We start from the raw sequence: 19,561 nt of genomic DNA, 5'->3' as shown, positions 1-19,561 counted from the left end.
GGCGAGTGTCAGACCTGATCGCGGCGGAAGCAATGGGCGGCGTGATCGTTGACGATGCCGGCCGCCTGCATCCAGGCGTAGACGATCGTCGGGCCGACGAACTTGAAGCCGCGGCGCTTGAGCTCCCTGGAGATCGTCTCGGACAAAGGCGTCGAGGCTGGGACGGTGCGGCCGTCGCCCTTCAGCACCCTGCCGTCGGTGAAGGACCAGGCGAGGTCGGCGAAGCTCTCGCCGCGCTCGGCCATGTCGCAGTAGAGCTGCGCGCCGCGGATCGTCGCCTCGATCTTGGCACGGGCGCGGACGATGCCGGGGTCGGTCATCAGCCGCGTCACGTCCGCCTCGCCGAAGCGCGCGATCCTGGCCGGATCGAAGCCAGCGAAGGCGCGGCGGAAACCCTCGCGCTTGCGCAGGATGACGATCCAGGCGAGCCCGGCCTGGAAGCCCTCCAGCATCAGCATTTCCCACAGCGTCCGCGGATCGCGCTCCGGCACGCCCCATTCGGTGTCGTGATAGGCGCGGTAGAGCGCGTCGCCTTCCGACCAGCGGCAGCGGTGTCCGGCGTGGGGGTCGTGGGGAGAATCGGTCATGAGATGGTTATACGTCGAGCGCGGGCCACCCTCACCCTTCCGGCGCTTCGCGCCTCCCTCCCTCTCTCTCCCAATGGGAGAGGGAAGGGGCCCGCCGCCGCAAGGCGGTGGGAAGGGTGAGGGCGACGGATAATTGGACCTACTTCGCCCCACCCTCCCACGCCGGCGTCGGCGCGCGATAGTTGAGCGCCGGCTTCCGGTCGCCGAGCATCGCCTGATACTTGAATCCCGGCCCGCGTGCCTTGTCGAGCTCGGCCCTGGCCTCGGCGAGTACCTCGGGGCTGCCGAACAGCTCGGCGGCGGTGAGGGCGATCGTCTTGGCCGCGACCACGCCGCCCTTGACGCCGATGCTCATGCCCGAAGCCGCTACCGCCTGCCAGCTGTGCGCGGGCGTGCCCGGCACCCAGGTCGCGGTGTTGAGGCCGATCGTCGGCACCGTCCAGCTGATGTCCGAGACGTCGGTCGAGCCGCCACCGTCCGGCCCACGCTCGCCCTGCGAGACGCGCGTCACCGAATCGAGCGGCTTCTGGGTGGGCAGCGTCTTCTGGAGCTCGGTCGCCCAGGCGGTCTCCTCCGGCGTCCATTGCTCGCCGCCGACCGCCTGGAGGTTGCGCAGCATCACCCTGGCCAGCGTCTCGCTCGCCAGCATCGAATAGACGCCGCCGGTGATCTCGTAGTCGACGCTGGTGCCGGTCGCCATCGCGGCGCCCTCGGCCGCCTTCTTCACCCGCTCCCATACGTCCTTGACGATCGCGGGATCGACGTTGCGGACGTAGTAGTAGCTTTCCGCGAAGTCGGGAACGACGTTCGGCGCCTCGCCGCCCTTGGTCACGACATAGTGGATGCGCGTCGACGACGGGACGTGCTCGCGCAGATAGTTGACCGCGACGTTCATCACCTCGATCCCGTCGAGCGCCGAACGGCCCTTGTCCGGTGCGGCGGCCGCGTGGGCGGAGACGCCGTGGAAGCGGAACTTGCCGGAGATGTTGGCCATGCTCTTGCCGGTCGACACGCCGTTGGCGTCGCCCGGATGCCAGTGGAGCACCGCCGAGACATCGTCGAACAGGCCGGCGCGGACCATGTAGACCTTGCCCGATCCCCCCTCCTCGGCGGGCGTGCCGTAGACGCGCAGCTCGCCCTGGACCTTGTTGGCGACCATCCAGTCCTTGATCGCGAGCGCTGCGGCGACACTGGCTGCGCCGAACAGATTGTGGCCGCAGCCGTGGCCGGCCGCCTTGCCGGCGATCGGCGTGCGGGTCGGCACCGCCTGCTGGGCGAGGCCGGGGAGGGCGTCATATTCCGCCAGGATCGCGATCACCGGGCCGTTGCCGGTCTTGAAGCTGGCGGCGAAGGCGGTGGGGATGTCGGCGACGCCGGGGGTGACGGTGAAGCCTGCTTTCTTGAGTTCCGATTGGAGCAGGGCGGAGGATTTGTTCTCCTGATAGCCGACCTCGGACCAGTTCCAGATCTGGTTGGCCGTCGCGGCGAAGGCGGGAGCGCGCTTGTCGACGTCGGCGAGGATGGCGCCGCGCTGCGGGTCGGGCAGCGCCTGGGCGTGGGCGGCGACGGGGAGGAGGGCGGTGGCAAGAAACAAGAGCTTCATCGATCGCCTTTCAAAGCCCTCTCCCCGTCGGGGAGAGGGGAGAGGGAGATTAGCGCACTCCCACCGCCGCCGCATCCGGCCGACGGGTGTCGGCAGCACCGAGGAACCGCTCGCCGTCGACCATGATCGACTGGACGCTGCCCATCGTGTTCGACGTGCGCACCTTGTGGCCTTTGGCCTCGAGCAGGGGGATGATGTCGGGCGAATAGCCGTCCTCCAGCTCGAGCGGTGCGTCGCCGCCGGCCTGGTTCATGCGCGGGCGCTCGGCGGCCTCGGCGATGTTGAGGCGGTGGTCTATCACGTTGGAGAGGAGCTGCACCATCGTCGCGATGATGTAGCCGCCGCCGGGCGTGCCGGTGACCAGCCAGGGCCTGTCGTCCCTGAACACGATCAGCGGCGTGATCGTCGATCCGACGCGCTTGCCGGGAACGGGGAGCGTCGCCTTGCCCTCTTCCGCGCGGCGGCCCCAGGCGAGATTGCCGAGCGAGTTGTTGAGCAGGATGCCGGTGCCGGGCGCGACAACGTGCGCGCCGTAGGAGGCCGAGAGCGTGTAGGTGTTGCTGACCGCGTTGCCCGCGGCATCCACGACCGAGAAATGCGTCGTGTCCTTGCTCTCGTAAGGATAGGGATTGCCGTCGGGCAGCGTCTTCGCACTCAGCGAGGCGTCGGGGCGGATCAGCTTGGCGCGCTCGGCCGCATAGTCCTTGCTCGCCAGGCCCTTTGCCGGCGTCCGCCAGTCGGGCGCGCCGCCGACGAGGCGACGGTCGGCGGCGACGATCTTCATCGTCTCCGAGAGCAGATGGAGGTTGGCGACGCTGCCCCAGCGCGCCTCGCGCACCGGGAAATTCTCGAGGATGTTCATCGCCTCGGCGACGCTGACGCCCGAGGCGGTCGGCGGCATATAGGCGATCTGCAAGCCGCGGTAGCTCGACCAGATCGGCTCGGAGACGATCGCCTGATAATCGGCGAGGTCCTGTCCGTCGATCACGCCGCCGCCAGCCTTCATGCCGGCCGCGATCTTCCGTGCGATCGGCCCCTTGTAGAAGCCGTCGCGGCCCTTGGCGGCGATCGTCTTCAGCGTCGTGGCGAGATCGGGCTGCTTCCACAGCTCGCCGGGGCGATAGGCGCGGCCGTCGGGCTTGAAGAACGCGGCCATGGCGGCGACGTCCCTGCTCATCGCCTGCTTCTGGTCGGCGGTCGCCTGCGCCTCGTCGTCGGAGAGGATCACGCCGCGCTCCGCCATCGCGATCGCCGGTGCCAGCAGCGTGCCCCAGGGCAGCGAGCCGAAGCGGCGGTGCGCCTCCCAGAGGCCGGCGACGGTGCCGGGGATCGCCACGCCCTTCATCGACCAGCCCTTCGCCCGGTCGAACCTGCCGTCGGGTCCGAGCAGCAGGCCGGGCGTGGTATGGCGCGAGGCCTGGCCGTAATAATCGATCGCGATAGTCTGCGCCGGCTTGCCGTCCTTCGCCGCCATATGGATCAGCATGTAGCCGCCGCCGCCGATATTGCCGGCGCGCGGCAGCGTGACGGCGAGGGCGAAGGCGGTGGCGACCGCCGCATCCACCGCGTTGCCGCCCTTGCGCAGGATGTCGGCGCCGACCGCTGCGGCGAGCTTGTTCTGGCTGACTACCATGCCGCCGCGGCCGATCGCCGGCTTATGAATCTGATCATAGGCGACGATGTCGCCGCCGGTGCCCGGCCGGGCGGTCTGCCCGCCCTCCTGCGCGACTAAGGGGCTGCAAAGTGCGAGGAGGGCGAGCAGAGCGGGAGCGCGGCGCATCAGAACGATGCCCGCACGTTGGCGTACCAGTAGCGGCCGTAGGGATTGTACATCGAGCCGAGATACCCCTCGGACGACAGCGGCGGCTGCTCGTTGGTGAGGTTGCGGACGCCGATGCGCAGGCGATAATGGCCGGCGGTATCATCCCCCACCGTGACTTGGCCGTAGAGGTTGAAGGTCATCCGGTCGTCGATGATCCAGTTGCCGTTCGTCGCATCGAACAGGCCCGTGTCCAGCACGTCGCTGGTATATTGGGTGAAGGCGCCGATCTGGAACTCGCGATAGGTCCAGGTGGCGGTGCCGGTCACCTTCCAGCGCGGCTTGCCGTTCTGGCGGACGCGGTCGCCGGCTTCGGCGATGTTGGTGTCGGGATTGATGGTGCCGGCCGCGCGCGCGTCGATCAGCGCCTGGATCGGCGGCGAGGGCTGGAGGAAGAATTTGTCGAGATAGGCTGCATTCACGCCGAAGTTGAACCGGCCCGCGCCGAAGTCCGGCAGGCGCCAATTGAGGCTGAGGTCGACGCCGGCCGCCTCCTGCGGCAGCAGGTTGACGTACTGATCCTTGACGTAGAGCACGCGGCCTGCCGGCGCGAGGCCGGTGCCGGTGAACAGCTCGATGTCGTCCGCGGTCGGGGCGGCGCGGATCACGTTGGGATCGCTGCTGCCCTGAACGCGCAGCAGATAGTCGTTGATGAGCGCATTGCCCTCGCCGAACAGGCCGACGATGCCCTTCTGCCGGATATGCCAATAGTCGGCGGTGAAGGTGATCCGGCCGATCGCGTCGTCGAGGAAGTGCGGCTCCAGCACCATGCCGACCGTCCAGGTCTTCGACTCCTCGGGCTTGAGGTCGGGGTTGCCGGAGCGTTGCGCCGTGGTCGAGAAGCTCTGGCTGCAATCGCTGAAGCTGCCGATGTGGAGCGGGTTCTCGACAGGAGTGCCGTCGGGTCCCGGAACGGTGGCGGGCTGGCGCAGCATCGCCTCGCAGCGGAGGTAATCGGTACGCGAGTTCGAGCGTGTCACCACGGTCGCATTGATCTGCTCGAGGTTCGGCGCCTTGAAGCCCTCGGCGTAGGAGCCGCGGAAGCGGATGCCGTTCACCACGTCCCAGGCCGCCGCGATCTTCGGCTTCGCGACCGAGCCGACGTCGCTGTAATGCTCGAAGCGGCCGGCAAGCTGGAGCTCGAGCGAGCGTATCAGCGGCACGTTCATGTCGGGGCCGACCACCGGCACCGCGAACTCCAGATAGGCGGCGGCGACGGTGCGCCGTCCCCTGGTATCGGGCGAGGGGCTGGTGCCGACCAGGTCGGAGCCGTTGACCGCGCCGGAGACGGCATCGACGAACTGGATGGTGCCGTCGAGGCGCGGATCGCGGTCGTCGAGCTGGGTCTCGCGCCGCACCTCGCCGCCGATCGCGACACCGACATCGCCGCCCGGCAGCCGGAACAGATCGCTTTTCGACCCCTTGATGTCCCACATCGCCAGCGTGGACTTGCTGACGCGCGTGGTCTTGACCCGGATCGCGTCGATCGCCGCCCGGCTGCTGAGCGTCGTGTCGGCGCCGCTCGGGTCGAGCGGGTTGCCGCCGCTGAACGGGTTGTAGGCGTCCGGCGTGTCGAGCGCGAGCTGCTGCTGGAGCAGCGTCTGGCTGATGCCGTCGGAACGATCGCGCACGCGCGCTTCGGAATAGAGCAGCGCGCTTTCCCAGCGGAAGCCGAGCGCTTCGAACCGCAGCCCGCCGAGCAGGCGATATTGCGTGTTCAGCACTTCGACCAGGCTCGGGCCGACATCCGAGAAATTGTAGCTGCTGAGGGTGACCGGCAATCCTTCGGCCGGCGCATCGATCCCCGGCAGGCGATTGGGGCTGCCGACCGGCCCGAACGGATTGTAATAGTTGCTGGCGGGGACAACGACGGGCCCGGACGACAGCGTATAGGTCGAATTCTGCAGGCTCTCCGTGGTCGCACGATAATAGCCCGCCTCGCCGAAGACCTCGAGGCCGTCGATCAACTCGTAATGGCCGTTCAGGAAGAGGTTCAGGCGCTCGACCTCGGGCATGACCGAGGTGTTGTAGGCATGTGGCGCGTCGAAGCGCAGGTTGCGGTCGGCGGTGGCGGTGTTGGCGCCGTCGTCGATGCAGATGCCGCCCGCAAGCGCCGACAGGCAGCCCGCGTTGGTCGCAGGCTGGATGTGGAACTGGCCCGAAGCGTTGGTGATGCGCCTGCCGCCGACGCTGACGGGGCGCCCGCCATAGACCTGGAACGACCCCCAGGGCGTGGTCGAAAGACGGTTGTCGACGGAGGTCGATCCTGCGAAGGGCGTACCCTCGAACAGCGAGGTGAGATTGGCCGACGCCGTATAGTCCTGGTCATGCGCTCGCAGCGCGGTGCGGTGGTCGTAGCTGGCGAACAGCGTGACGTTGCCGCGGTCGCCGAGGTTGTGGCCGACGAGCAGGTGCAGGTTGCTCTCGATCATGTCGGTGCCCTCGGCCCAACCGACCTGGCCTTCCGCCTCGACTCCGGTGAAATCCGACTTCAGCACCGTGTTGACGACGCCGGCCACCGCGTCCGAGCCGTAGATCGCCGCGGCGCCGTCGCGCAGCACCTCCAGCCGCTCGAGGCCGAACACCGGAATGGCGTTGGTGTTGTAGGTGAGGACCGGGACGAGATTGTCGTCGGCGCGGCTGGTCGGGTGGTTGACCACGCGGCGGCCGTTCAGCAGCACCAGCGTGTTGCCGACGCCGAGGTTCCGGAGGTTGACCGAGCCGACGTCGCCGCGGGCGGCGTTCGAGCTGTTGGGAAGGTAGCTCGAATTGAAGCTGACGTCGCCCAGCTGCGGGATCGATCGGAACAGCTCGTCGCCCGAAACCGCGCCGGTGGCGCCGATCTGCGTCTCGTCGATCACGGTGACCGGCAGCGCCGCCGCGACCTTGCTACCCCGGATCTGCGTCCCGACCACGACGATATCGGGTTCGGCGGGCTGGTCACCGGCCGCCGCCTGCTCGGCGCTCGCGGTCGAGGCGTCCTGCGCCGGGGGCGGCGCGGGCGGCGTCGGAGCCGCCTCCTGCACCAGCGCGATCGGGCGCATCGCCGCGGTGGTCGCGGCAGCGTCTGCCCGGGCGATCACGCGGACGCTGTTGGGACCGGTGTAGCGCCACGTATACCCGCTCTTCGCCAGCAGCGCGTCCAGCGCCTCGTGCGCGGTGTAGCGGCCCGACAGCCGCGGGCTCCGGGCGCGGGCGATCGCCGGATCGGTGAAGACCAGTTGCACGCCCGTCTGCTGCGCGACCTGGAGCAGCGCCTTGTCGAGCCGCCCGGCCGGCAGGTCGATGGGAACGCGGACGGTCTCCGCGGCCTGAGCGGCGGCGGGCGCGGCGATCACGGTCATGATCGCGGTGCCGAACAGCAGATGGCAGGTGTTCATATGGTTGCCCCCCTGTTTTGGCGCCCTCCCCAGGACGCTCGTTCCGTATACGACGCGGTTACGCTGCCAATGCGAACCCCGCTGCGCAGATTTTTTGCATCATGCCGCGATCGACGGGTTCGCCTTTGCGCATTGTGTACGTCATGACATTGACGGCATTGGGCAAAGGGGGCGGCGTGGCGACGGCGGAACAGGCAGGGGCAGGGGCGGTCGGCGGGGCGGGCAGCACCGACGTCGATGCCTATCGTGCCGCCCTGCGTGCGTTCATCGCGCGGCGAGTCGATGACCCCAATGAGGTCGACGATCTCGTGCAGGAGGCCTGCGCCCGCCTGGTCGCCACCGCGCGCGAGCAGGCGCTGGACGAGCCGCGCGCCTATCTGTTCCGCATCGCCGCCAACCTGATCGTCGACCGCCATCGCCGCGCTGCGCCGACGGTGCCGCTCGGCCCGGAGACCGACCCGCCGGTTCAGCCCATGCAGGAGGACGGCCGCCGCGTCGCCGATCTTCAGGCCGCGCTGGCCGCGGCGCTCGACGAGCTGTCGCCGCGCTGCCGCGAGGTGTTCGTGATGCGCCGCTTCGACGAGCGCGGCACCGGCGAGATCGCGCGCGAGCTGGGGATCAGCCCGCGCATGGTGCAGAAGCATCTGACCCACGCCGTCGCGCATCTCTACGACCGTCTCGCGCATCTGATGGAGCGTGGCGCGTGAGCGAGGGCAAGCTCGGGAGCCGTGCGCCGGCGGTGTTCGAGGCATTCTTCGACGGCCGCGAGGCGGGGCTGCACCCGGCCGACCGCGACGAGGCGGCGGCATTCTGGTCGTGGCTCGGCGGGTTGGAGCATCCCGGCATCCCCGAGCGTCCGCGCCGGTCATGGCCACGCTGGGCCGCCGCGGCGGCGCTGGCAGCGGCGGTGTTCGGCAGCGTCGGCTGGATCGCCCGCACGCCGGCTGAGCGGGACGAGGTGCGCAGCATCGCCGCCGGTCATGCCGAGCGCAAGCGCGTCCAGCTCGCCGACGGGTCGACGGTGACGCTCGCCGCCGACAGCCGGGTCGAGATCGCCTTCACGCCCGGCGAGCGCCGGCTGCGGCTGACCGAGGGCGAGGCGCTGTTCGCGGTCGCCCACAACAAGGCGCGGCCGTTCGTCGTCGAGACCCGCCACGGCGAGGTCAAGGCGGTCGGCACCGCCTTCGACGTGGCGGTGAGGAAGCGCGAGGCCGAGGTGACGGTGGTCGAGGGCGTGGTGCGGATCGCGCTCGCCGGCGGCACGCGCGGCGGCAATGCCGAGCCGATCGAGAAGCTCGCCCGCAAGGGCGAGCGGCTGGCGTTCGGGGTCGACCGCAGCGGGGGTGGCAGCACCGGCTTCATCCGCCAGGCCGATACCGTCGACGTCGCGGGCGTGACCGCCTGGACGCGCGGTCAGCTCGTGTTTCACGGCGAACCGCTGCGCGAGGTGATCGCCGAGATCAACCGCTACACCAACGATCGCGTCGTGCTGACCGATCCCGCGGCAGGATCGATCCCGGTCTATGGCGTGATCAACCAGGGCGATACGTCGGCGATCCGCGATCTCGTCGCCGATCCCCACGCGGTGGCGGTTCGATCGGAACGATAGGGCCATCTCGATCAGCATCGAGCCCTGATTCCGATCAGCCGCGACTGTCCCGGAGATCGGACATCACGCCCCGCTTCCAACCGTCGCGGCAAACAGCTATCGCCGCGCTTTTCCGAAACAGTGATCCGACCGCGCCGCCCGAACGCCATGCCACCCGCCGGACTCGAGGCCGTCTTCCTGGCCAGCCGCGACAAGCTGTTGCGCTTCTTCCGCGCGCGCGGCGCGGGCGATGCCGCCGAGGATCTGCTGCACGAGCTGTGGCTCAAGGTCTCGGCGGCGCGCAGCGGGCCGGTGGCGGCGCCGCTCGCCTATCTCTATCGCGCCGCCGATACGCTGATGATCGACCGCTACCGCTCGCGCCGCCAGGCCGAGCAGCGCGACCGCGATTGGAGCGAGGCCGAGGGGACGAGCGTCCCCGGCACCTCCGACGAGCCCTCGGGCGAGCGGGTGATCGCCGCGCGGCAGGCGGCGGCGCGGGTCGCCGAGACGCTCGACGCGCTGGGGCCGCGCGTCGCCACCATCTTCCGCCGCCACCGCATCGACGGCGTCGCCCAGCGCGAGATCGCGGCCGAGCTCGGCGTCAGCCTCAGCACCGTCGAAGGCGACCTGCGCAAGGCCTATCGCGCGCTCGCCGCGCTCCGGGAGCGGCTCGATGAGGTTTGACGCGCATGTCTCCGTCATGTCGGCTAGGAGATTATGATGGCCGAGCCGCGTGACCGTATCGATGAAGAAGCGCTGGCGTGGGCCGTCCGCACCGCCGACCCGGCGTTCGACGACTGGGACTCCTTCACCCTCTGGCTCGAAGGCGATCCTGCGCGTGCCGCCCGCTACGATGCGATCGCGAGCCGCGTCGCCGAAGCCGCCGACGATCTGCTCACCGTGCCCGTTCCCGAACCGGTCGAAGCACCGGCGCGTCCCCAGCGCCGCTGGCTGGTCGGCACCGGCATCGCCGCCGCGCTGGCCGGCGTGGTCGGCTACGGCGCCTGGACGCTGCAGCCGCAACCCTATGCGATCGAGACCGCCGCCGGCAGCACGCGCACGGTGACGCTCGGCGAGGGCAGCACGATCGCGCTGGCCGGCGGCACGCGGCTGCTGCTCGACCGTCGCGACGACCGCGTCGCCAGGCTCGAGCGCGGGCAGGCGATGTTCGTGGTCCGGCACGATGCGGCGCATCCTTTTCGGGTCAAGGTCGGCAGCGACGAGCTGGTCGACGTCGGCACCGCCTTCGACGTCAAGCGTGCCGCCGGCGTCATGCGCGTCGCGGTGTCGGAGGGCGCGGTGGTCTTCAATCCGGCCCGCGAGGCGGTGCGGGTCGATCCCGGCAAGGCGTTGGTCTCCGACGAGACGGCGCACAGGCTCCGCCTCTCCAGCATCGATCCGCAGGCGGTCGGCGGCTGGCGCGAGGGCCGGCTCAGCTATCAGGGCGAACCGATCGGCGAAGTGGCCGCCGATCTCACGCGGGCGCTCGGCGTGTCGATCGCCGCCGCGCCCGATGTTGCGGAGCGTCCGTTCCGCGGCACGCTCGCCGTGGCCACGCTCAGGAAGGACCCGGCCGCCGTCGCGCCGCTGCTCGGCGTTGCGGCGAGACGGTCGGGCGAAGGGTGGGTGCTGACCGCAGGACCGTGATCGCCGCTGCCCGCATCCTCGCGGCGGCCGCAATGGTCGCCGCCGCACCCGCTCTTGCGGAACCTGTCGCGCTGGTGCTGCCAGCGGGGAGGCTGGGTGATGCTGTGCTCGCGCTCGGGCGGCAGACAGGCACCAACATCGCGGTCGCGGACGCGTCATTGTGGGGTAGGCGGGTGCCGGCGCTGCGCGGGCGCTACACCGCGCGGGAGGCGCTGGAGAAGCTCGCCCGCGCCGCCAATGCCGAGGTGCGGGCGGCCGGCCCCGCCGGCTGGCGGCTGGTCGCGCGTCGTCCCGCGCCGTCCCGCCCGCGCGTCGCGTCCGCACCCCGCAAGGCACCCCTGCCGCCGCCGCCCGCACCGATGGCGGAGGTGCCGCAGCCGGACATCGTCGTCACCGCCAGCAAGCGCGAGCTGACGCTCCGCGACTTCGCCGGGCAGGTCTCGCGCATCGACGGCCCGGAGCTCTCGCTCGGCGGGGCCGGCGGCACCGACCGGCTGGTGGCGCGTGTCGCCAGCGTCTCCTCCACCCATCTCGGCGCGGGCCGCAACAAGCTGTTCATCCGCGGCATCGCCGATTCGAGCTTCACCGGCCCGACGCAGTCGACCGTCGGGCAATATTTCGGCGACCTGCGCCTCAGCTACAACGCGCCCGATCCGGATCTGCGCCTCTCGGACCTCGCTGCGGTCGAGGTGCTGGAGGGGCCGCAGGGCACGCTCTACGGCGCCGGATCGCTCGGCGGTATCATCCGGCTGGTGCCCAACGCGCCCGACCTTAATGCGGTGAGCGGCTCGATCGCGCTCGGCGGCTCGGCGACCTGGCACGGCGCGCCGGGGGCGGATGCGAGCGCGGTGCTCAACGTGCCGATCGACGAGGGGCGGGTGGGCCTGCGCCTCGTCGCCGACGTCGCCAGCGAGGGCGGCTACATCGATAAGCCGCTGCTCGATCGTAAGGACGTCAACCGCACCCGCATCTCCGGCGGCCGCGCTGCGCTGCGCTTCGATGCGGGCGGCGGCTGGACGGTCGACCTGATCGGCCTCGGCCAGCGCACCCGCGGCGAGGACAGCCAGTACGCCGACCGTGACGGCCCGCCGCTTACCCGCGCCGCGCGGACCGGCGAGGGCTTCGATGCCGACTATGCCCAGGGCCAGGTCGTCGTCGCGGGGCCGATCGGCGACCTCAAGCTGAGCTCGTCCACCGGCATCTCCCGCCAGGTGCTCGAGGAGCGCTACGACGCGACCCTGCCCGATCAGGTGCCGCGGCTGTTCGTCCAGCACAACCACACCACGATGATCGCGCACGAGACGCGGCTGTGGCGGCCGATGGCGGACGGCTGGGGCGGCATGGTCGGCGTGAGCTTCACCCACAACACCACGCGGCTGTCGCGCGAGCTCGGCGCGCCCGAGGACCCGCAGCCGGTGACCGGCGTCGAGAACCGGATCGACGAGCTGTCGCTGTTCGGCGAAGGCAGCGTCGAGCTGGTGCCCGGCCTCACCGCCACCGCGGGCGCCCGCTACACGCGCTCCGAGCTCGACGGCGCGGGCGAGGACGTCTCCCCGGCGGCGACCGAGACGCTCGCCTTCGCGCGCGCAGAAATGACCGCGGGGCGGGTCGAGACCGCCTTCCTGCCATCGGCATCGGTGATCGCGTCGGTGCTGCCGCGCACCAGCATCTATGTGCGCTATCAGGAGGGCTTCCGCCCGGGCGGCCTCGCGATCGAGGCGGATTTCGTCCGCCGCTTCCGCAACGATCGCGCCTCCAGCATCGAGATCGGCGCGCGCCACGGCAGCCGGGGCTCGGACCCGTTCGCGCTGTCGGCGAGCCTCTCCTACACGCGCTGGCGCGACATCCAGGCCGACTTCATCGACGCGACCGGCCTGCCCAGCACCGCCAACATCGGCGACGGCCGCATCTGGTCGGTGAGCGCCGCGGCGAGCGTGCGTCTGGCGCCGGGCCTCAGGTTCGATACGGGCGTCAGCTACAACGACAGCCGCATTGACGATCCGGCGCGCGACTTTCCCTATTCGATCTCCACCCCGACGTTCGACTACGCCATCGGCCTGCCGGCGACTCCGGTCAGCGCCGGCGAACGGGCACTCGCGGTGATCGCGCGGATGAACCAGGTGCCGAACATCGCCCGCTTCGGCGGACGGGCGGGGCTCGACTATCGCCGCCAGCTCACCGGCGATCTTTCGCTCACCGCCAACGGCTGGGTGCGCTACGTCGGCCCGTCGCGGCTCGGCGTCGGGCCGGAGCTCGGCGCGCGGCAGGGCGACTATCTCGACAGCGGCCTGACCGTCCGCATCGGCACGCCGGGGATCGGCGCGACGCTCAGCATCACCAACATCGCCGATGTCGAAGGCAACCGCTTCGCGCTCGGCACGCCCTTCACCACCGGACGCGACCAGATCACGCCGCTGCGCCCGCGCACCGTCCGCCTCGGCCTCGACGCCAGCTTTTAGGCGCTATCCTGTTCGGATCGAAGCAGCGTCTGTGCTCCTGCGAAGGCAGGAGCTCCGGCCTCAAGCGGCGTCCCTATGATCCAGGGCTCCTGCCTTCGCAGGAGCACGAGTCCATTCGGCGCAGCTGAAGACAAAAAATTCACTGCCCGCCAAGGTGCCGACCGATCGGCTCCGTCCTGCAGATCAGAACATCTGCAAAAGGGACCCTTGATGCGTCGTTACCTGCTTGCCTCCACCGCGCTCGCCGCGATGGCGGCGCCCGCCGCCGCGCAGACCAATGTCGACACCGCGCGCACCACGCCGATCAGCACCTCGACCATCAAGAACGGCACGCCCGACGCGATCAACATCACCAGCGCCGGATCGGTCAAGCCGGCCGGCGGCACGGCGGTCACGGTCGACACCAACCACGCCGTCACCAACGGCGGCACCATCCAGATCACCAATGCTGACGGCGCGATCGGCATCGGCGCCAATGCCGGCACCGGCGGCGGCATCACCAACAACGGCGCGATCACCATCGACGAGACCTATACCGCGGCCGATGCCGACAACGACGGGGATGGCGACGGTCCCTTCGCGGTCGGCAGCAACCGCGCCGGCATCCGCACCCAGGGCGCCTACACCGGCAACATCGTCAACGGCACGGCCGGCGTCATCACCGTCGAAGGCAATGATTCCGCCGGCATCCGCCTCGGCGGCCCGCTGACCGGCAACTTCACCCACGACGGCAAGACGACGGTCGTCGGCGACCGCTCGATCGGCGTCGATGCCGGCGCGATCAACGGCAACGTGCGCCTGGCGGGCACCGTCACCGCGCAGGGGAAGGATGCGATCGGCGCCCGCTTCGCCGGCGACATCTCGGGCGCGATGGTGGTGCAGGGCACGATCAGCTCGAGCGGCTATCGCTTCCCGACCGCGCCTACCGATGCCTCCAAGCTCGATGGCGACGACCTGCTCCAGGGCGGCTCGGCGCTGATCGTCGAGGGCAATGTCGGCGGCGGCATCGTCTTTGCCGTGCCGCCCAAGGACAGCAGCACCACCGATAACGACGAGGACAAGGACGGCATCGAGGATGCGAAGGAAGGCAGCGCCGCCGTCTCCTCGCAAGGCGCGGCGCCGGCGGTGGTGATCGGCGCGACCGACCGCGCCATCACGATCGGCCCGGTCGCGGGGACCGGCACCGGCTTCGGCATCGTCGTCGACGGCACCATCAAGGGCGACGGCGTCTATTCGGGCGTCGACGGCAATGGCCTGGTGATCGGCGGCCGCGGCGGCGCGGTGACGGTCGCGGGCGGCATGGGTATCAGCGGCACCGTCTCGGCGAACAGCAACGGCGCCAGCGCGACCGCGATCCGCATCGGCGCGCAGGCGACCGTGCCCGAGATCCGCAACAGCGGCACGATCACCGCCGCCGGCGGCAAGTCGACCACCTCGCTGATCACCGCGATCCAGATCGACCAGGGCGCCTCGGTCGGCACCATTCGCAACAGCGGCACGATCAAGGCGACCGCCGGCGGCGACGACGGCACCGCCACCGCGATCCTCGACCGCTCGGGCGGCGTGACGCTGGTCGAGAACAGCGGCACCATCTCCGCCTCGGGCGCCAAGGCCGATTCGACTCGCAACGTCGCGATCGACCTCTCGGCCAATTCCAGCGGCGCCACCGTCCGCCAGACCGCGGTCGCGAGCGGCGTCACCGCGCCCTCGATCACCGGCGACATCCGCTTCGGCACCGGCAACGACGTGCTCGACATCGCCGACGGCGCGGTCACGGGCAACGTGTCGTTCGGCGTCGGCAACAATCGCCTCGCGCTGTCGGGCGACGGCACCTACACCGGCGCGGCCACCTTCGGCGCCGGCAACGACACGCTGGCGCTGTCCGGCACCTCGAAGTTCACCGGCTCGGCGGACTTCGGCGGCGGGTCGGACGTGCTGACGATCGACGGCGGCTCGCTGTTCGCGGGCTCGCTGGCCAATGCCGGCGGCCTGGCAGTCACCGTCACCAACGGCGCCTTCGACGTTACCAAGACCGCGTCGATCGCCTCGCTCAACGTCGGCGCCAGCGGCGTGCTCGCCGTCACTCTCGACAAGACCGGCGGCACAGGCACGATGATCAACGTCGCCGGCAACGCCAGCTTCGCCGAGGGGGCGACGCTGGCGCTGAAGGTTGCCAGCATCAAGGACGTGGAGGGGCACTACCTCGTCCTTCAGGCCGGCTCGCTGACCGGTGCCGACAAGCTCAAGACCAGCTCGGTGCTGCTGCCTTACCTCCTCAAGGGGACGCTGAACACCAGCGTCGCCAACCAGCTCGCGGTCGACGTCGTTCGCAAGACTACGACCGAGCTCGAGCTCAACCGGTCGGAAAGCTCGGCGTTCAACGCGATCTACGCGGCGCTCGGCACCGATCAGAAGGTCGGCGACGCCTTCCTCAACATCACCGACGGCGAGGCGTTCCGCGGCTCGCTCCGCCAGCTCCTGCCCGACCATGCCGGCGGCGCGTTCGAGGCGGCGACCCAGGGCTCGCGCAGCGTCGCCCGGATGGTCTCCGACCCGCACGGTCCGTTCAAGGACGAGGGCAACTGGGGCTATTGGGTCACCTCGACCGTGTGGGGCACGTCCAAGGACCGCGACGAGACGGCGGGCTACAACGCCGGCGGCTGGACCGCGGCGGGCGGCGTCGAGACCAAGACCGGCTTCGGCAATGTCGGCGTCTATGCCGCGTACATGTGGAGCCAGGACAACGACAACAGCACCGACAACGACGTGATGGGCAACCAGTACGAGCTCGGCAGCTACTGGAAGGGCCGCTGGAACGGCTTCAACGCCAACGTCCGCGCGTCGCTGGCCAAGATCGACTTCGACAGCACCCGCCGCTTCGAGGGCGCGATCGGCACCGAGGCGGTCAGCCGCGTCGCCAAGGGCAGCTGGGGCGGCAAGCTGACCTCCTTCTCCGCGGGCGTCTCGCACGAGAGCGGCGGCGCGACCTTCTTCATCCGCCCGTCGGCCGCGGTCGATTATTACAAGCTCAAGGAGGACGGCTACACCGAGACCGGCGGCGGCACCGCGATGAACCTGACCGTCGCGGACCGTACCAGCGACGAGCTCGCCGTCACCGGCGCGATGGCCGCGGGCATCGACTTCATGGGCTTCTACGAGCGCGACGAGGGCTGGTTCCGCGTCGAGGCCGAGGGCGGCCGGCGCCAGATCGTCGGCGGCGAGCTCGGCGTCACAAAGGCCCATTTCCAGGACGGCGAGACCTTCACCTTGACGCCGGAGGACCGCACCAACGGCTGGGTCGGCCGGCTGCGCGCGATGGGCGGCAACAATTATTTCCGTCTGGTCGGCGAGGCCAGCGCCGAGGAGCAGCAGGACCGCTTCGTCCTCGGCATCCGCGCCTCGCTCCAGATCGGGCTCTAGTTCCTCCCTGATTGACTGCCGGGCATCGGTCCCCCGCACGGCAGGCAATCGCGGCCGCGGCATTCTCCCCAATGCCGCGGCCGCGCCCTTTTCCTCGCAGGATTGATGTTGGCCCGCCTGTTGTGCCTATAGGCTCGCGCGGCCTCTCGCCGCGGGGGTGGCATGATGGCTGACGAGTTCGACGTGGTGATCGTGGGCGCCGGCCATGGCGGCGCGCAGGCGACAATTCTGCTGCGGCAACACGGCTTCACCGGGTCGATCGCGCTGGTCGGTGACGAGCCGGGGCTCCCCTATGAGCGGCCGCCTCTCTCCAAGGACTATCTGCTCGGCGAGAAGCCGATCGAGCGCCTTTACCTCCGCCCGGCGGAGTTCTGGCGCGGGCGTGACATCACCCTGTTGCCCGGCCGGCGCGTGACCGCGCTCGATCCCGCCGCGCATCGGCTAATGCTCTTGGACGGAAGTGCGATCGACTATCGCACCTGCATCTGGGCGGCAGGCGGCCGGGCACGCGTGCTCGCCTGCGAGGGTGCGGACCTTGCCGGCATCCATGTCGTGCGCACGCTCGCCGATGCCGATGCGATCGCGGCGGCACTCGGCGGCGTGGCCAATGTCGCGGTGATCGGCGGCGGCTATATCGGGCTTGAGGCGGCGGCGGTGTTCCGCAAGTTCGGCAAGCGCGTCACCCTGTTCGAAGCGCTGCCGCGCGTGCTGGCGCGCGTCGCGGGCGAGCCGCTGTCGCGCTTCTACGAGGCCGAGCATCGCGCCTGCGGCGTCGACGTCAGGCTGGAAGCGCAGGTGGAAGGCTTCGCCGGTGCGGGCGGCCGCGTGGCCGGCGTGCGCCTGGCGGGGGGCGAGATGGTACCGGCCGAGCTGGCGGTGATCGGCATCGGCATCGTCCCCAACGTCGAGCCGCTGCTGGAGGCGGGCGCAGCCGGCGGGAACGGCGTCGACGTCGACGAGCTCTGCCGCACCTCGCTGGCGGACGTCTATGCGGTGGGCGACTGCGCCGCGCATGAGAACGGCTTCTGCGGCGGCCGGCGTATCCGCCTCGAATCGGTCCAGAACGCCAACGACCAGGCCGCGACCGCGGTGAAGGCGATCCTCGGCCAGCCGCAGCCCTATCGCGCGGTGCCGTGGTTCTGGTCGAACCAATATGATCTCAAGCTGCAGACGGTGGGCCTGTCGGCCGATCATGACGATGTGGTGCTGCGCGGTGATCCGGCTTCGCGTTCCTTCTCGCTGGTCTATCTGAGGGAAGGACGGGTGATCGCCCTCGACTGCGTCAACGTGGTCAAGGACTATGTCCAGGGCCGCGCGCTGGTGGTGAACGGCGCCGCGCCCGACAAGGCGGCGCTCGCCGACCCGGCGATGCCGCTCAAGGAGCTCGCCGGCTGAGTCTCGCACCGGGACGCCGGTTAACCACCTTTTCGCATGGCCAGAATCGTAAACGAGGCGTTAACTCCCCGCCATGCGACGCTATCTCGTTCTCACCGATGAAGGCCGACGCCACCCCTTCCGCCGCTCGCTCCCGCCGCAGCGGGTCGAGCGTGTCCACGACGACGACAAGGACCTGAAGCTCTTCGCGCTGAGCTTCACCGCCTTCTTCGTCTGCTTCTACACGTTCCTGTTCTGAGGCGGGTTTATTCCCTCTCCCAATGGGAGAGGGACAGTAGGGATCAATCGCACGCCTCGTGCAGCTTCTGCGCGAGCCACGCCGAGACGAGGCACATCGCCGCCACCAGCAACAGCATGTTCTCGGGCGTCACCCCGACGGCGGTGAGCCCGATCACCGCCACCGCGCCCACCGTCATCGCGCCCGAGTTGACGACGTTGTTCGCCGCCACCGTCCGCGCCGTCTGGTCCTTGGTGACGGTGGTGGTGAGGAAGGCGTAGAGCGGCACCACGAACATGCCGCCGGTGATCGCGATCGCGACGAGCGTGACGATCACCAGCAGCGATTGCGGCATCGTCACGAACTCGGCGATGTCATAGAGCCCGCCGTCGGGCGCGGGCATGAAATTGCGGGCTTCGAGGGAGAAGGCGACGACGAATCCCGCCATCAGCAGCACCGACATCGGCGCGTATCTGGCCGAGATGCGGCCCTTGAGCATGGCGTTGATGATCACCGATCCGATCGCGACGCCGACCGAGAAGATCGCGATGGTCATGCTCGCGACGCGCTCGTCAGCGGTCAGCACGTTCTTCACCAGCGGCGGGAAGATGATGATCAGCACCGCCCCGATCGTCCAGAAGAAGCTGATCGCGCAGATCGAGAGGAACAGGCGCGGGATGTGCATCGTCGCGCCGATCAGCCGCCAAGACGAGGTGAGGGGGTTGTAGTTGATCGCGAGCTGCGGCCCGACGCGCGGCGCCGACGGCACCATGCGTCCGGTCACCCAGCCCGCAAGCGCCACTGCCAGCGTCATGCCCGCGGCCAGGCGGATGTCGTGCACCACAAACCCCGCCACCACCGTGCCGATCAGGATCGAGAGGTACGTCCCCGCCTCGACGAGGCCGGTGCCGCCCAGCACCTCGTCCTCCTTGAGGTGCTGCGGCAGGATCGCGTATTTGATCGGTCCGAAGAAGGTCGAATGGACGCCGAGGAACAGCACCGACGCCAGCATCATGCCGATGCCGACCATGGTGTGTCCTGCCCGTGCCGCGAGCATTCCCGCGCCGCCGAACAGCATGATCGCGATTTCGGCGGTCTTCACCAGCCGGATGATCTTCGACTTGTCGTGCGTGTCGGCGAGCTGGCCGGACAGGGCAGAGAGCAGGAAGAAGGGGATCAGCGACAATCCGGTCGCGAGCGCGTTGAAGTTCGATTCGAGCTTGGCGTCGTTGAAGATCTCGTAGGTCGCGAACAGCACCATCGTCGTCTTGAACAGATTGTCGTTGAAGGCGCCGAGGAACTGGGTGACGAATAGCGGCAGGAAGCGCCGTTGCTTGAGGAGCCCGAGGGCGTTGATCATGCGAGAATGGGCCTCGGCGGTTGCGACTGGCGGCGGGCATAGCCGAGCCGGGGAGGGTGCGACAACGCCGCTTTTGCCCGCGAGGG

At 69.7% G+C, this 19,561-nt stretch carries 13 protein-coding genes; 8 read left to right on the top strand and 5 right to left on the bottom strand.

Annotated features, from left to right (window positions below; translation table 11 throughout):
• Positions 1 to 8: 8 nt before the first annotated feature.
• The 4 genes from ACMGER_RS14475 to ACMGER_RS14460 form a co-directional block, all read right to left on the bottom strand.
• Entirely contained in the window at positions 9 to 587 is a 579-nt protein-coding gene (locus tag ACMGER_RS14475) for a DNA-3-methyladenine glycosylase I (RefSeq protein ID WP_436812825.1), read from the bottom strand.
• 139 nt (positions 588 to 726) lie between these two features.
• Positions 727 to 2,190: an amidohydrolase gene (locus tag ACMGER_RS14470; RefSeq protein ID WP_436812824.1), complete on the bottom strand. Its 1,464-nt coding sequence runs from the start codon at positions 2,188 to 2,190 to the stop codon at positions 727 to 729.
• Positions 2,191 to 2,239: 49 nt separating this feature from the next.
• Positions 2,240 to 3,970 (bottom strand): gamma-glutamyltransferase, encoded by a 1,731-nt coding sequence (gene ggt / locus ACMGER_RS14465; protein WP_436812823.1) that lies wholly within the window; start codon positions 3,968 to 3,970, stop codon positions 2,240 to 2,242.
• Complete coding sequence (locus ACMGER_RS14460; RefSeq protein ID WP_436812822.1) at positions 3,970 to 7,389, bottom strand: TonB-dependent receptor; 3,420 nt, start codon at positions 7,387 to 7,389, stop codon at positions 3,970 to 3,972. Before ACMGER_RS14460 ends, ggt begins: the two co-directional genes overlap by 1 nt.
• Before the next feature lie 176 nt (positions 7,390 to 7,565).
• Here ACMGER_RS14460 and ACMGER_RS14455 point away from each other — a divergent pair, with 176 nt between their 5' ends.
• The 8 genes from ACMGER_RS14455 (at position 7,566) to ACMGER_RS14420 (ending at position 18,136) form a co-directional block, all read left to right on the top strand.
• A complete protein-coding gene (locus ACMGER_RS14455; protein WP_436812821.1) occupies positions 7,566 to 8,096 on the top strand; it encodes an RNA polymerase sigma factor in 531 nt (176 codons plus the stop codon).
• The gene (locus ACMGER_RS14450; protein WP_436812820.1) at positions 8,093 to 8,998 is read left to right on the top strand and encodes a FecR family protein; all 906 of its coding nucleotides are present in this window, start codon (positions 8,093 to 8,095) and stop codon (positions 8,996 to 8,998) included. The genes ACMGER_RS14455 and ACMGER_RS14450 overlap by 4 nt, the downstream gene beginning before the upstream one ends.
• Before the next feature lie 147 nt (positions 8,999 to 9,145).
• Positions 9,146 to 9,661: an RNA polymerase sigma factor gene (locus tag ACMGER_RS14445; RefSeq protein WP_436812819.1), complete on the top strand. Its 516-nt coding sequence runs from the start codon at positions 9,146 to 9,148 to the stop codon at positions 9,659 to 9,661.
• A 36-nt stretch (positions 9,662 to 9,697) separates the two neighbouring features.
• On the top strand, positions 9,698 to 10,624 hold the full coding sequence (locus ACMGER_RS14440) for a FecR family protein (protein ID WP_436812818.1): 927 nt from the start codon (positions 9,698 to 9,700) through the stop codon (positions 10,622 to 10,624).
• Positions 10,600 to 13,083, top strand: a complete 2,484-nt coding sequence (locus ACMGER_RS14435; protein WP_436812817.1) for a TonB-dependent receptor — start codon at positions 10,600 to 10,602, stop codon at positions 13,081 to 13,083. Before ACMGER_RS14440 ends, ACMGER_RS14435 begins: the two co-directional genes overlap by 25 nt.
• Positions 13,084 to 13,293: 210 nt before the next feature.
• A complete protein-coding gene (locus tag ACMGER_RS14430) occupies positions 13,294 to 16,503 on the top strand; it encodes an autotransporter outer membrane beta-barrel domain-containing protein (RefSeq protein WP_436812816.1) in 3,210 nt (1,069 codons plus the stop codon).
• Between the two features lie 165 nt (positions 16,504 to 16,668).
• Positions 16,669 to 17,898, top strand: a complete 1,230-nt coding sequence (locus ACMGER_RS14425) for an NAD(P)/FAD-dependent oxidoreductase (protein WP_436812815.1) — start codon at positions 16,669 to 16,671, stop codon at positions 17,896 to 17,898.
• 73 nt (positions 17,899 to 17,971) lie between these two features.
• On the top strand, positions 17,972 to 18,136 hold the full coding sequence (locus ACMGER_RS14420; protein WP_436812814.1) for a hypothetical protein: 165 nt from the start codon (positions 17,972 to 17,974) through the stop codon (positions 18,134 to 18,136).
• Positions 18,137 to 18,179: 43 nt separating this feature from the next.
• Here the strand turns inward: ACMGER_RS14420 and ACMGER_RS14415 are convergent, their stop codons facing one another.
• Entirely contained in the window at positions 18,180 to 19,475 is a 1,296-nt protein-coding gene (locus ACMGER_RS14415; RefSeq protein WP_436812813.1) for an MFS transporter, read from the bottom strand.
• Positions 19,476 to 19,561: the final 86 nt, after the last annotated feature.

It is taken from the genome of Sphingomonas astragali, assembly GCF_051400615.1.
GTDB lineage: Bacteria > Pseudomonadota > Alphaproteobacteria > Sphingomonadales > Sphingomonadaceae > Sphingomonas.
The sequence above is the reverse complement of the archived record's forward strand: the minus strand, read 5'-3'. Positions and strand labels throughout refer to the sequence as shown.

Bases quoted from the DNA above. Each gene is read 5' to 3' on its own strand.
- ACMGER_RS14425 (WP_436812815.1), top strand. From the start codon at position 16,669: ATGGCTGACGAGTTCGACGTGGTGATCGTGGGCGCCGGCCATGGCGGC.
- ggt (WP_436812823.1), bottom strand. From the start codon at position 3,970: ATGCGCCGCGCTCCCGCTCTGCTCGCCCTCCTCGCACTTTGCAGCCCC.
- ACMGER_RS14430 (WP_436812816.1), top strand. From the start codon at position 13,294: ATGCGTCGTTACCTGCTTGCCTCCACCGCGCTCGCCGCGATGGCGGCG.
- ACMGER_RS14420 (WP_436812814.1), top strand. From the start codon at position 17,972: ATGCGACGCTATCTCGTTCTCACCGATGAAGGCCGACGCCACCCCTTC.
- ACMGER_RS14475 (WP_436812825.1), bottom strand. From the start codon at position 587: ATGACCGATTCTCCCCACGACCCCCACGCCGGACACCGCTGCCGCTGG.
- ACMGER_RS14445 (WP_436812819.1), top strand. From the start codon at position 9,146: ATGCCACCCGCCGGACTCGAGGCCGTCTTCCTGGCCAGCCGCGACAAG.
- ACMGER_RS14440 (WP_436812818.1), top strand. From the start codon at position 9,698: ATGGCCGAGCCGCGTGACCGTATCGATGAAGAAGCGCTGGCGTGGGCC.
- ACMGER_RS14470 (WP_436812824.1), bottom strand. From the start codon at position 2,190: ATGAAGCTCTTGTTTCTTGCCACCGCCCTCCTCCCCGTCGCCGCCCAC.
- ACMGER_RS14460 (WP_436812822.1), bottom strand. From the start codon at position 7,389: ATGAACACCTGCCATCTGCTGTTCGGCACCGCGATCATGACCGTGATC.
- ACMGER_RS14415 (WP_436812813.1), bottom strand. From the start codon at position 19,475: ATGATCAACGCCCTCGGGCTCCTCAAGCAACGGCGCTTCCTGCCGCTA.